Consider the following 13,771-nt stretch of genomic DNA (forward strand, 5'->3'; position numbering starts at 1 on the left):
ACCCTTTTAATGCGCGCCACGTTGCCCAGGTAGCTCAGTTGGTAGAGCAGGGGATTGAAAATCCCCGTGTCGGCGGTTCGATTCCGTCCCTGGGCACCAAGCCTTCCGAAAAGCCCCTGAAATCGAGAGATTTCAGGGGCTTTTTCATTCCCGTCCGAACAAGTCACTCCCCCGCCCCGGCACGCTCCCACGATTCGTATCGAATGTTTGCTTAAGTTCAGTGTCTACTGGCACATAGCACACCGATCTTTCAGAATCATGACCATCCGGACGATTTCCACACTTTGAGTGGGATACCCTCCGGGATTCGATGTTTGGTAGCGGAGTCACTGTGCGCAAACTCATTAGCTGGTGGAATTCCCGGGGCAACCTGGTTTCTCTGTCTGCCCTTTTCCTGCTGATCCCGCTGATCGGCCGCTACAGCCTTGGCTGGAGCTCCCCCCTGGGCTACCTGTCGGACCTGGCACTCGGCACACTGCTGGTCGTCGCGCTGCACAATCGACGACTGTTCATCGCGATTCCGGTGATGCTGGTCTGGGCGCTCTCGGTGATCGGCACCGCCGAGCTGGTCAGCGCCGTGGGCCGCATGCCCGCGCCGGAAGACCTGCACTTCCTCGCCGACCCGACCTTCGTCGCCAACTCCACCGAGGGCGGCGGCCTCAACCACCTGCACCTGGCGATCCTGATCGGCGCCGGCATCCTGCTCAGCGCATTGCTCTGGCGCCGCCGCGAGAAGCCGCTGCCGCGCTACGCCTATGCCGTGCCGGCGGTTCTGCTGGCCAGCCATGCCGCCGTGCAGTACTTCCAGCCCAGCGATGCGGAAATGTGGAAGCAGTTCAACCTGCCGCACCAGCTTGTCTCCCGCGCTGTCACCAGCGGCGAGATGGCCTATCAGGACTGGCGCGACCGCGACCTTCCGGAAGTCCGCCCGGACGTCACCGGCCTGACCCAGCACGACCTCAACGGGACGCCGCTGCTGGCCGGTCGCGGCCAGGCGAAGAATGTGCTGATCATCGCCATGGAAGGTATTCCTGGCGCCTACGTGGCCACCAACCGGGCCGCGCTCAGCAGCAGCTACGAAGAATCGATGATGCCTCGCCTGAGCACCTGGGCCGAGCGCGCCATGACCACCCCGGACTACGTAGTGCATAGCCACCAGACCATCCGCGGCCTCTATGCCATGCTCTGCGGCGATTACAGCAAGCTGGACAACGGCACGCCCAAGGGCGTCGAGCTGCTGGGCAATCCGACCCGCGCCGCCGAGTGCCTGCCGGCGCAGATGCACCAGGCCGGCTTCAGCACCCACTTCCTGCAGGGCGCCGGGCTGCGCTTCATGGCCAAGGACAAGGTCATGCCGGCCATGGGCTTCGACAAGACCCTGGGCCGCGATTGGTTCAAGAAGAAGCCCTACCTGGAGTTCGCCTGGGGCATGGATGACAAGGCCTTCTTCGAGGGTGCGCTGGACTATGTCGGCCAGCTGCGCCAGAAGAAACAGCCGTGGATGCTCACCCTGCTCACCGTCGGCACCCACCAGCCGTATTCGGCCACCCCGGAGTATCTGGCCAAGTACCCGACGCCGCGCCAGGCAGCGGTCGCCTACCTCGACGACGCGGTCGATGCCTTCCTCAAGGGCCTGGAAGAGAAAGGCGTGCTCAAGGACACCCTGGTGATCGTCACCTCCGACGAATCCCACGGCATCGACAACGTACGCCTTGCCTCGGCCTGGGGCCTGAACCTGATTCTTGCACCGGAACAGGCCGCGCTCCCGCCGGTGAAGGCTGGCGTCTACGGACACGTCGACATGGAATCCTCGGTGCTCGACTACTTCGCCATCAAGGCGCCGCAGGATATTGCCGGCCGCTCCCTGTTCCGCGAATACAGCAACGGGCGCGAGATGGTGACGTTCACCAACGGCATGCAGCGCTACCACGACGGCAAGGGCAACTTCACCGAGTGCGACTTCCAGCAGGTTTGCCGGCGCTACCAGAGTGACGGCTTCATCGCTGACAGCGCCAAGTTCGTCGGGCGCTTCAGTGGCCGCGATGCCCGTCTGATGACCGCTCGCGCGGACATCCTCGACCAGTCGGTGGTCAATGCGCAGTCGGCCCGCGAATACCAGTTCGCGACCAAGGAACGCATCCGCCTGAAGCCGCAGATCGACAATGAGTACACCGACAACCTGATCGGCGCGCAGTACCTGGAATTCCCGGCCAATACCCACACCACCGTGAGCCTGAAGATCCGGGCGATCCAGATGGACGCCAAGGGTGCAAAAGTGACACTCAAGACGCGCTCGTTCGAGAAGCCGGTGCCGATCCAGATGCCGGACTTCCCGCTGGTGAAACGCAACCAGCCGCTGGAAGTGACCTTCGGCTTCGACAACGAGGAAGCGCGCAAGGCGTTCTCCTTCCACCTGCTGGCCGAGGGCAAGGGCGTCATCGAGATCACCGACTTCCACGTGCTGACCCAGCCACGCAAATCGACGATCAATGCCACCGAAGCCGGCGGTACCGGCCTGGCCGACGCTAAGCCGCTGCCGGTCCCGCGCCTGTCCGGCCACCCGAATCTGATGGCCAGCCAGCCGCCGGAGTCCCAGGACGACATTACGCCCGCCGAGGCGTTGGAAGATCCGAATCCGCAGCTGCGGCAGATGATGCAGTAACCCGAACCGGCGGCCCCAGTGGCCGCCGGACTTTTAACTGCCGGCCTAAACTGGCACTATCCCGCGCCCGCGCCACCATCGGACACCCTCCTCCGGCGCGGCTAGTTCAGCCCAGGCGACAACGCCGAGCGGCAATGCGACAACTTGCCACTACAGCCGACGACCGCGGCAGATGGGCGCTTGGCGCACCCTGGAGTGCATGTTAGGTTGCCCCTCGCCAGGATGGCCCCGATTCTGCAGTGACCTGCTGCGAAAGCGTCCGAATAACAACAGAGGAGCCCCCTATGGCCACGGCCATACCCGCACTGGAAATCCGTAACCTGCACAAGCGTTACGGTGACCTGGAAGTGCTCAAAGGCATTTCCCTGACCGCCCGCGACGGCGATGTGATTTCCATTCTCGGCTCCTCCGGTTCCGGTAAATCCACGTTCCTGCGCTGCATCAACCTGCTGGAGAACCCCCACCAGGGCCAGATCCTGGTTGCCGGTGAAGAACTCAAGCTGAAGAAATCCAAGGATGGCTCGCTGGTCGCCTCGGACGGCAAGCAGATCAATCGCCTGCGCAGCGAACTGGGCTTCGTCTTCCAGAACTTCAACCTCTGGCCGCACATGAGCATCCTCGACAACATCATCGAGGCGCCACGCCGTGTGCTGGGCAAGACCAAGGCCGAAGCCACCGAGATCGCCGAAGCCCTGCTGGCCAAGGTCGGCATCTCCGACAAGCGCCACAGCTTCCCCGCACAGCTTTCCGGCGGCCAGCAGCAGCGCGCCGCCATCGCCCGTACGCTGGCGATGCAACCCAAGGTCATCCTCTTCGACGAGCCGACTTCGGCACTGGACCCGGAAATGGTCCAGGAAGTGCTTAACGTAATCCGCGCGCTTGCCGAGGAGGGTCGCACCATGCTGCTGGTGACCCACGAAATGAACTTTGCCCGCCAGGTTTCCAGCGAGGTGGTGTTCCTCCACCAGGGCCTGGTAGAAGAGCAGGGACCGCCGCAGCAGGTATTTGACAACCCGCAATCGGCACGCTGTAAACAATTCATGTCCAGCCACCGCTAACGGAGCATCACTGCATGAACAACTATAAGAAGATCGTTCTGGCTATCGCGGCCACCTTTGCACTGGGGAGCCAGGCCATCGCCGCGGACAAACTGCGCATCGGTACCGAAGGCGCCTACCCGCCCTTCAACGGTATCGACGCCAGCGGCCAGGTCGTCGGTTTCGACCTCGACATCGGCAAGGCGCTGTGCGCCAAGATGAAGACCGAATGCGAAGTCGTCACTTCGGACTGGGACGGCATCATTCCGGCCCTGAACGCCAAGAAATTCGACTTCATCGTCGCTTCCATGTCGATCACCGACGAGCGCAAGCAGGCCGTCGACTTCACCAACCCCTACTACACCAACAAGCTGCAGTTCGTGGCGCCCAAGTCCACCGACTTCAAGACCGACAAGGGCTACCTGAAAGGCAAGGTGATCGGTGCGCAGCGCGCGACCATCGCCGGTACCTGGCTCGAGGACAACATGTCCGACGTCGTCACCATCAAGCTGTACGACACCCAGGAAAACGCCTACCTCGACCTGTCCTCGGGCCGCCTCGACGGCGTACTGGCCGACAAGTTCGTGCAGTACGACTGGCTGAAGAGCGACGCCGGCAAGGACTTCGAGTTCAAGGGCGAGCCGGTATTCGACAACGACAAGATCGGCATCGCCGTGCGCAAGGGCGACCCGCTGCGCGAGAAGCTGAACGCCGCTCTGAAGGAAATCGTCGACGACGGTACCTACAAGAAGATCAACGACAAGTACTTCCCCTTCAGCATCTACTGATGCACGTGCCGCGCCGCCCTTGCCGGGCGGCGCGCGCCTTCAGGCGTGACTCCCCATGATTTTCGACCTGCACGGCTTTGGCGATCAGTTGATCGCCGGCACCTGGATGACGCTCAAGCTCTCGCTCGCCGCAGTCTGCGTGGGACTGATCCTCGGCCTGCTCGGCGCCGTCGCCAAGACCTCGAAGAATGGCTTCCTGCGCATGCTCGGCGGTTTCTACACCACCGTAGTGCGCGGCGTACCCGAGACGCTCTGGGTATTGATGATCTATTTCGGCACCGTGGCCGGCCTGAACGCCATCGGTGACCTGTTCGGCTACCCCGAATTCGCCCTGTCGCCCTTCGCCGCCGGCACCTGCGCCCTGGGCCTGTGCTTCGGCGCCTACGCCACCGAGGTGTTCCGTGGCGCGCTACTGGCGATTCCCAAGGGCCACCGCGAAGCCGGGCAGGCGCTGGGCCTCTCCGCTCCGCGCATCTTCTGGCGCATCGTCCTGCCGCAAGTGTGGCGCGTGGCGCTGCCGGGCCTGGGCAACCTCTACCTGATTCTGCTGAAGGACACCGCGCTGGTCTCGCTGATCACCCTCGACGAAATCATGCGCAAGGCCCAGGTCGCTTCCAACGCGACCAAGGAACCCTTCACCTTCTACATGACTGCGGCCTTCATCTACCTGGGCCTGACCGTCTTCATCATGGCCGCCCTGCACTTCCTTGAGCGACGCGCCGGCCGCGGCTTCGTGAGGAACGAGCTATGACCGATCTCGAGCTGATCCTCAAATGGCTGCCGAAGATGCTCCAGGGCGCCACCCTGACCCTGGAGCTGCTGGCCATCGCCGTGGTAGCCGGCCTGTGCCTCGCCGTACCGCTGGGCATCGCCCGCGCCTCGCGGCACTGGTACGTACGCGCCGTGCCCTACGCCTACATCTTCTTCTTCCGCGGCACACCGCTGCTGCTGCAGCTGTTCATCGTCTACTACGGCTTCGCCCAGTTCGAAAGCGTGCGCAAGGGGCCGCTCTGGCCATACCTGCGCGACCCGTACTGGTGCGCCCTGCTGACCATGACCCTGCACACCGCCGCCTACATCGCGGAGATCCTGCGCGGCGCCATCCACGCCATCCCGGTCGGAGAAGTGGAAGCCGCCCGCGCGCTGGGCATGTCCCGCCGCCAGGCGCTGTTCCACATCATTCTGCCGCGCGCCGCGCGCATCGCCATGCCGGCCTACAGCAACGAGGTGATCCTCATGCTCAAGGCCAGCGCCGTGGTCTACACCGTGACCCTGTTCGACATCATGGGCATGACCCGCACCATCATCGCGCGCACCTACGAGGCCATGCTGTTCTTCTGCCTCGCCGGGGTGTTCTACCTGGTCATCACCCTCCTGCTGACCCGCATCTTCCGCCTGCTGGAACGCTGGCTGAAGGTCGACTCCATGCAGGGCCGCTGACCGGCGCGCCGCTCCCCCACGGGGTCGCTATAATGCGCGCCCCGTGGCTTTCTCCCGCTTCGCACCGTGCTCCCGAACGACACTCCCCTGACCGGCCCCGACCTGCTCCAGCGCTTCCTGGCTCTGGACACCTTCCTGCTGGAACACCAGGCGCTCTGGCGGCCCAAACCCTTCACGGTGCTGGAGCTGCCCTGGGAGCACGACCACCCCGAACTGGCCACCTGGCTGCGCAGCCGAAGCCTCGAAGAGGCCGATGCGGTGCACAACGCACCGCAGCAACTCGACGCTCCCGCGCCCTTCCCCACGTTGGCTGCCATGGCTGCCAAACTGTCCGTCGTCGGCGAGTTCCCGGCAACGCCCATGGGAAAGCTGTCGAACCTGCTGACTGTCGATGTCCCCGGTCGCAAGTGGCAACAGATCGAAGCCTTCGCCAGCCGACTGGAGTTCACCGAGGCGCCGCAGCAATGGCTCGACTGGTGCGCCGGCAAAGGCCACCTGGGCCGCCTGCTGGCCCGCGACGGCAAGCCACTGTTGAGCCTGGAATTGGACAGTGCACTGGTTGAGGATGGCCAGCGCCTGAGCGACCGGCTCCAATTGCAGGCCCGACATCATCAGCAGGACGTGCTCGCCCCGAACGCCCTCGAGCATCTCCAGGCCGGGCACACCGCCGTCGCCCTGCACGCCTGCGGCGACCTGCACGTGCGCCTGTTGCAGCTCGCCAGCAGTCGCGGCTGTCGCCAGCTTGCGGTTGCACCTTGCTGCTACAACCGCATCGATAGCGAACACTACCAGCCGCTCTCAAACGCCGCGCAAGGCTCCACTCTCGGGCTTTCGCGCGAAGACCTGCGCCTGCCTCTGGCCGAAACCGTGACCGCCGGTGCCCGCGTGCGCCGCCAGCGCGATGCTTCGATGGCACGTCGACTGGCATTCGACCTGCTGCAGCGGGAGGTCCGCGACAGTGACGACTACCTGCCCGTCCCGCCCGTATCACCGACCTGGCTGGACAAATCCTTCGCCGATTACTGTCGTTATCTCGCCGCGCTCAAGGGCCTCCACCTGCCTGCCGTGGTCGACTGGCTCCATTTGGAGGCCCGAGGCTGGCAGCGACTGGCCCAAGTCCGCAACCTCGAACTGGTGCGCGGACTGTTCCGCCGGCCCATGGAGCTCTGGCTGCTGCTCGACCGCGCGTTATTCCTCGAGGAGCAGGGCTATCGCGCCACCCTGGGCGCCTTCTGCGCCACGCGAATGACCCCGCGCAACCTGCTGTTGCTGGCTGAACGCATCTGAGACGGGCGTTCCAGAGCTTCACCCACAGGCCCTGTGGATAACTCTGTTCGTAACCCAGGAAAAACGCCACCTTCCTTACCGGCCAGACCGTCTCGCTGCGATCTGATCATTTTCTGTACACGAAAAACAAATCTTTCAAAAACAGCAACTTACGAACTTTCGTGATTGCCATCACAGGGCATATGCGATTTGTGCCCTAAAGCTTTCTCCGTTGTGCATAAAGAGCCGCCAAGGTCGTAGGAAATCAACCATCCCTGTTGCCAATCACGTCCCAATTGCGCTTCGTCGAACGGATTGTTGCGCAATCGCGACAATCGCACCTTGTCAATCGCTGCCTAGGCAGTATCATTTCGAAACATTTCACTGCCTAAGCAGCTATCTGTTTTGACATGAATCACTACGACGTCGCGGACTTTCCGTTCAAAGGCTCAATCGGCCAGTTGCTGGGCGCCACCGCCATCCTCAAGGATCGCCTGCTGGACAAGCACCTGGCGCACCTGGACATCACCGCCGCGCAGTTCAAGGTGCTGTTCTTCATCGGCAACGACCGCGCCAACACCCCGGCCGAGCTGTGCCGCGAGCTGTCGATCGACAGCGGCTCCATGACCCGCATGCTCGACCGCCTGTCGCGCAAGGACCTGCTGCTGCGCCAGCCCTGTCCCAACGATCGCCGCAGCGTGCGCCTGAGCCTGAGCGCTGCGGGCCAGGCGGTGAACGACGAGGCGCCGCGCATCGCGGCTGCCGCCATGAACGAACTGGTCGGCGGCCTTTCCAGCGACGAACTGCAGACCCTCACCGGCCTGCTCGACAAGATCCTGCGCGCCCATGGCGCCGCGGCCAGCTGCCCGGCGCAGGAGAATTGAAGATGAAACGTCCTTGTATTGCCCTGCTGCCGGCGGCCGTGTTCGCCGCCATGCTCGGCCTTGCAGGTTGCGCCAACTATTCAGGCCTGCACACCAGCGGCAAGGCCGTTGATCCCACCAGCCTGAAGGCCGGCGTCAGCCTCGACGGCACCCCGCTGTCGCCCGCCGCCTGGCCCAGCGAGCGCTGGTGGACCGGTCTGGGCGACGCACAACTGGACAGCCTGATCGATGAAGCCCTGCGTGGCACCCCGGACCTGCAAATCGCCGAGGCCCGCGCCCGCCAGGCCACAGCCGCTGCCCAGGCGCAGGACGCGGAGCGCATGCCCAGCGTGAAGGGCACTGCCAGTTATGCCGGCATCCGCGCACCGGAAAGCGTCCTGCCGGCGCCGACCGGCGGCCGCTACTCAGCGGTGAAATACCTGTCGGCGAGCTTCAGTTACGACCTCGACCTCTGGGGCGGTCAGCGCGACGCCTGGGAGGCCGCGCTCGGCCAGGCCAACGCCGCCGAAGTCGACCGCCAGGCCGCGTCGATCACGCTGTCCACCAATGTCGCCCGTGCCTATAGCGAACTGGCCCACGCCTTCATCGCCCGCGACCTGGCCCAGGACGAACTGGATCGCTCACAACATCTCTTCCAGCTCAGCCAGAAGCGTATGGATGCCGGCCTGGACAGCAAGGTCCAGCTGCAACAGACGCAAACCCAGGTGGCCAGCGCCAAGCAGCAATTGGCGGCGGCGGAACAGGACATTGCCAGCGATCGCATCGCCCTGGCCGTCCTGCTCGGCCAGGGCCCGGACCGCGGCCAGGAGCTGCAGCGTCCGCAGGAACTCAAACCTGGCGCACTGACCCTGCCGTCGAACCTGCCGGCTGAACTGCTGGGCCGGCGCCCGGACATCGTTGCCGCACGCTGGCGCGTCGAGGCCGCGTCGAAAAGCATCGATTCGGCGAAGACCGAGTTCTATCCCAACCTGAACCTGAGCGCGATGGTCGGCCTGGCTGCCTTGCACACCAGCGACGTATTGAAGGCGCCGAGCCGCTTCTTCCAGATCGCCCCGGCGATCTCCCTGCCGATCTTCGACGGCGGCCGCCTGCGCGCCAACCTCGCCGGGAAAAACGCCGACTACGACCTGGCTGTTGCCCAGTACAACAGGACCCTGATCAATGCCCTGGGCGAAGTCACCGACGACCTCGGCAAGCTGCGCTCGCTGGAGCAGCAGATCGACGACCAGCGCGATGCCCGCGACATCGCCAAATCCAACTTCGACCTGGCCATGCGCCGTTATGGCGAAGGTGTCGGCAACTACCTCGACGCCCTCAGCGTGCAACAACAGTTGCTCCTCGCCGAACGCCAACTGGCCAGCCTGGACGCCCAGCGCATCGACCTCTCGGTGCAGCTGATCCAGGCCCTGGGCGGTGGCTACCAGCCCGACACCACTCCCACTCCCACTCCCGCCCCGCTCGCCCAGGCGAACGCGGCCGCCGCGCACTGAACGAGGCACCCGACATGAGCACCGCAATGCAAGAAACCCCGAGCAGCAATCCCAAGCGCAAGCGCTGGCTGCTGATCCTGCTCGCCGTCGTCATCCTCGCAGGCCTCGCCAGCGTCGCCTGGGAAGTCCTCTACGGCCGCTGGCACGAGGACACCGACGATGCCTACGTGAACGGCAACGTCGTGCAGATCACCCCGCAGATCACCGGCACCGTGGTCAGCATCGGCGCCGATGACGGCGACCTGGTGCGCAAGGGCCAGGTGCTAGTGAAGTTCGACCCCAGCGACGCCGACATCGCCCTGCAGCAGGCCGAAGCCAACCTCGCGCGCACCGTGCGCCAGGTGCGGGGGCTGTTCAGCAACGTCGACGGCTACAAGGCCGACGTGGCGGCCAAGAAGGTCGCCCTGGCCAAGGCCGAGGCCGACTTCAAGCGCCGCCAGAACCTCGCCAACGACGGCGCCATCTCCCAGGAAGAACTGGCCCACGCCCGCGACGCCCTGGACACAGCGCGCAGCTCGCTGACCACCTCCGAACAGCAACTGGACACCAACCGCGCGCTGGTCGACGACACCGTGATTGCTTCCCACCCTGACGTGAAGGCCGCTGCTGCGAAACTGCGTCAGGCTTATCTGGACGATGCCCGCGCTGTGATCATCGCGCCGGTTACCGGCTACGTTGCGAAGCGCACCGTGCAGGTCGGCCAGCGCGTGCAGCCGGGCGCCGCGCTGATGGCGGTGATTCCGCTGGACCAGGTGTGGATCGACGCCAACTTCAAGGAAACCCAGCTCAAGCACATGCGCATCGGCCAGCCGGTGGAGATCCGCTCGGATCTTTACGGCAGCGAAGTGAAGTACTCCGGCACCGTCGACAGCCTCGGCGTCGGCACCGGCAGTGCCTTCTCCCTGCTGCCTGCGCAGAATGCCACCGGCAACTGGATCAAGATCGTCCAGCGCGTACCCGTGCGCATCCGCATCAACGCCGAGGAACTGGCGAAGAATCCGCTGCGCATCGGTCTGTCCATGGACGTCAACGTCAGCCTGCACGACCAGAGCGGCCCCGCGCTTGCCCAGCAGGCGCCGCACGAGGCGGTGTTCTCCACCGACATCTACCAGGAGCAATTGGCCTCCGCGGACCAACTGATCGAGAAGCTGATCCAGGCCAATCTGGCCGACGCCAACCACAGCACCGCGCAGCGCTGATCCGACTGCCATGAGCCAGCCCAACAGCAGCAGTTTCAGCCCGCCCAGCCTGGTCATGGCCACCATTGGCCTGTCGCTGGCGACCTTTATGCAGGTGCTGGACACCACCATCGCCAACGTCGCCCTGCCGACCATCTCAGGCAACCTCGGGGTGAGCTCCGAGCAGGGTACCTGGGTCATCACCTCGTTCGCGGTGAGCAACGCCATCGCCCTGCCGCTGACCGGCTGGCTCAGCCGGAAGATCGGCGAAGTGCGGCTGTTCATCGCCGCCACCCTGCTCTTCGTCATCGCCTCGTTCCTTTGCGGCGTCGCGCAGCAGATGGGCACGCTGGTGGGCTTCCGCGCCATCCAGGGCTTCGTCGCCGGGCCGCTCTACCCGATTACCCAGACCCTGCTGATCTCCATCTATCCCCCGGCGAAACGGGGGATGGCACTGGCACTGCTGGCGATGGTGACGGTGGTGGCGCCCATCGCCGGGCCCATCCTCGGCGGCTGGATCACCGACAGCTACAGCTGGCCGTGGATCTTCTTCATCAACGTGCCCATCGGCCTGTTCGCCGCCATGGTCGTCTACCAGCAACTGCGCGCCCGCCCGGTGGTGATCAAGCACGCGCCGATGGACTACATGGGCCTGGCGATGCTGGTGATCGGCGTCGGGGCGCTGCAGATCGTGCTCGACAAGGGCAACGACCTGGACTGGTTCGAATCCGGCTTCATCATCGGCGGTACGGTCATCGCGGTGATCGCCCTGGCGGTGTTCGTGATCTGGGAGCTGACCGACAAGCACCCGATCGTCAATCTGAGACTGTTCGTGCACCGCAACTTCACGGTGGGAACCCTGGCACTGGTTGGCGGCTACGCCGGTTTCTTCGGCATGAACCTGCTGCTGCCGCAGTGGCTGCAGACTCAGATGGGCTACACCGCGACCTGGGCAGGCCTGGCGGCAGCGCCGATCGGGATTCTGCCGGTCTTCCTGTCGCCGCTCGTCGGCCGCTACGCGAACAATTTCGATCTTCGCCTGCTGGCTGGCCTGGCCTTTCTGGCGATGGCAGCGACCTGCTTCATGCGCGCCGACTTCACCACTGACGTCGACTACCTGCACATCGCGCTGGTGCAATTGTTCATGGGATTAGGCGTGGCGTTCTTCTTCATGCCGATCCTAAGCATCCTTCTGTCGGACCTGCCGCCGGACCAGATCGCCGACGGCTCGGGCCTGGCGACCTTCCTGCGGACCCTCGCCGGCAGCTTCGCCGCGTCACTCACCACCTGGATCTGGAACCGCCGCGCCACCATGCACCACGCCTACCTGACCGAGAGCATCAGCCAGTACGACCCGGCCACCCGCGCCACCGTCGAACAACTGGGCGGCCCCGGCCAGCACAGCGCCGCCCTGCTCGAACGCATGGTGGAAAGCCAGGCCTACATGATCAGCACCATCGACTACTTCACCCTGCTCGGCTGGCTGTTCCTCGCCATGCTGGTCATCATCTGCCTGGCCAAGCCCCCCTTCGGCGCCAAGCCCGGCGCGGCGACGGCCGGAGGACACTGACAGAAACTGTCGGATCAGTCTGACAAATCAGTGGTTTACACAAAGGTTGGCATGGCTATAATGGCCGCCCTCCTTGCCGGTATAGCTCAGCTGGTAGAGCAACTGACTTGTAATCAGTAGGTCCCGGGTTCGACTCCTGGTGCCGGCACCATCTCCCCCCTCGCGTATTCCTCTCTCTCGCTCCCCGGCCAGAGCCCTCCGGCCATGCAGCCTATCGCTACGAAACTTTTTCGGCCGAACGCACTCCAAACTCCCTTATAGCTCCTCCCCTTTCGCATGCCACTCACAAATTGAGGTAAACATGCGCTCTGTAGGACTATCCTGAGTTCAGATGCAGATTTACTACCCGAGCGCGATACATATAATGGCCGGCTCCTTCAATTTCCCGCCCAAGCTACGAGTCAACTCGTGCCGGTCAGTGAACACTGATCATGGATGCTGGAACCTTAGAAACCGGATGGATCCGCCGGAGGCTCAGCGTTGACGTTTTCCACCTTCTCTCTGAGCAGGACAGCGCCTAGTGCAGAAGTCGTCCCCGAGAACGTCGCCATTCTCATGTCGACGTTCAATGGCGAAGCTTTTCTCGCAGAACAGCTGGACTCTCTCATCGCCCAGACGCATCCGCACTGGACGATCTATGCATCCGACGACGGTTCCTGCGATGCCACCCTGAACATCCTTCAGGACTACAGCTCGCGCCTGGGCGAAGAGCGTCTGGTAATAGTGCAAGGACCTCATAGGGGCTTCGCCGCCAACTTCCTCAGCCTGCTGCGGCGCGACGACATTCAATCTCGCTATTTCGCTTTCTGCGACCAGGATGATTGCTGGAACCCCGATCATCTGGAGCGCGGCATCGCCTGGCTGCAAAGCGTGGACAACGACCTGCCGGCACTGTACTGCTCACGCACTCGCCTGATCGATGTTCGAGGCAACTCGATCGGGCTTTCGCCGTTGTTCTGCCGTCCGCCCTCGTTTGAAAACGCACTCGTCCAGAGCATTGCCGGCGGCAATACTATGCTTTTCAACGACGCCACGCGTGAATTGCTCCGACAGACACCCAACGACGAACACATCATTTCCCATGACTGGTGGGCCTACCTGCTGGTGACCGGCTGCGGTGGCGTCGTCTCCTATGAGAGCGAGCCAACGGTTGGATATCGGCAGCACGAGAAGAACCTGGTGGGCTCCAACGCCGGGGTGATGGAGCGCGCAGTACGCGTTCGGAAAATGTTCCAGGGTACCTTCCGTGGCTGGATGGATGCCAACCTCCATGCCCTGGCGCACTTTCGCAATCGACTCACCCCTCGCAATCGGCAAACCCTGGAGCTTTTCGAAGAAGCCCGGACTGCGGGGTTTGCACGCCGCTTGCAGTTGATCAGGCAATCCGGTGTACATCGCCAATCACTTTCAGGAACGCTCGGCCTGGCCGCGGCGGCCATTCTCCAAAGGATCTGAC

At 63.8% G+C, this 13,771-nt stretch carries 11 protein-coding genes and 2 tRNA genes; all 13 read left to right on the forward strand.

What is annotated here, in order from left to right; translation table 11 throughout:
- The first annotated feature begins 23 nt into the window (after positions 1-23).
- The 13 genes from PNI01S_RS26115 (at position 24) to PNI01S_RS26175 (ending at position 13,770) form a co-directional block, all read left to right on the forward strand.
- Positions 24-99, forward strand: a tRNA-Phe gene (locus PNI01S_RS26115).
- A gap of 232 nt (positions 100-331) precedes the next feature.
- Positions 332-2,662: an LTA synthase family protein gene (locus PNI01S_RS26120; RefSeq protein WP_024762238.1), complete on the forward strand. Its 2,331-nt coding sequence runs from the start codon at positions 332-334 to the stop codon at positions 2,660-2,662.
- Between the two features lie 284 nt (positions 2,663-2,946).
- Complete coding sequence (locus PNI01S_RS26125; RefSeq protein WP_024762237.1) at positions 2,947-3,720, forward strand: ABC transporter ATP-binding protein; 774 nt, start codon at positions 2,947-2,949, stop codon at positions 3,718-3,720.
- A gap of 14 nt (positions 3,721-3,734) precedes the next feature.
- Positions 3,735-4,487 carry an ABC transporter substrate-binding protein gene (locus PNI01S_RS26130; RefSeq protein ID WP_024762236.1) on the forward strand — a complete coding sequence of 251 codons (753 nt, stop codon included), beginning with the start codon at positions 3,735-3,737 and terminating at the stop codon, positions 4,485-4,487.
- A gap of 55 nt (positions 4,488-4,542) precedes the next feature.
- Complete coding sequence (locus PNI01S_RS26135; protein ID WP_024762235.1) at positions 4,543-5,238, forward strand: ABC transporter permease; 696 nt, start codon at positions 4,543-4,545, stop codon at positions 5,236-5,238.
- Positions 5,235-5,927, forward strand: a complete 693-nt coding sequence (locus PNI01S_RS26140) for an ABC transporter permease (RefSeq protein WP_024762234.1) — start codon at positions 5,235-5,237, stop codon at positions 5,925-5,927. The genes PNI01S_RS26135 and PNI01S_RS26140 overlap by 4 nt, the downstream gene beginning before the upstream one ends.
- Before the next feature lie 66 nt (positions 5,928-5,993).
- Entirely contained in the window at positions 5,994-7,214 is a 1,221-nt protein-coding gene (locus PNI01S_RS26145) for a methyltransferase (protein ID WP_084359710.1), read from the forward strand.
- Between the two features lie 389 nt (positions 7,215-7,603).
- Positions 7,604-8,077, forward strand: a complete 474-nt coding sequence (locus PNI01S_RS26150) for a MarR family winged helix-turn-helix transcriptional regulator (RefSeq protein ID WP_084359711.1) — start codon at positions 7,604-7,606, stop codon at positions 8,075-8,077.
- Positions 8,078-8,079: 2 nt separating this feature from the next.
- Complete coding sequence (locus PNI01S_RS26155) at positions 8,080-9,567, forward strand: efflux transporter outer membrane subunit (RefSeq protein WP_084359712.1); 1,488 nt, start codon at positions 8,080-8,082, stop codon at positions 9,565-9,567.
- Positions 9,568-9,581: 14 nt separating this feature from the next.
- Positions 9,582-10,766, forward strand: a complete 1,185-nt coding sequence (locus PNI01S_RS26160; protein ID WP_084359713.1) for an HlyD family secretion protein — start codon at positions 9,582-9,584, stop codon at positions 10,764-10,766.
- 10 nt (positions 10,767-10,776) lie between these two features.
- Entirely contained in the window at positions 10,777-12,315 is a 1,539-nt protein-coding gene (locus tag PNI01S_RS26165; protein WP_084359714.1) for a DHA2 family efflux MFS transporter permease subunit, read from the forward strand.
- 75 nt (positions 12,316-12,390) lie between these two features.
- Positions 12,391-12,466 (forward strand) — tRNA-Thr (locus PNI01S_RS26170).
- A 329-nt stretch (positions 12,467-12,795) separates the two neighbouring features.
- Positions 12,796-13,770 (forward strand): glycosyltransferase family 2 protein, encoded by a 975-nt coding sequence (locus PNI01S_RS26175; RefSeq protein WP_024762228.1) that lies wholly within the window; start codon positions 12,796-12,798, stop codon positions 13,768-13,770.
- Position 13,771 lies beyond the last annotated feature (1 nt).

The organism is Pseudomonas nitroreducens NBRC 12694 (assembly GCF_002091755.1).
GTDB classification, from domain to species: domain Bacteria; phylum Pseudomonadota; class Gammaproteobacteria; order Pseudomonadales; family Pseudomonadaceae; genus Pseudomonas; species Pseudomonas nitroreducens.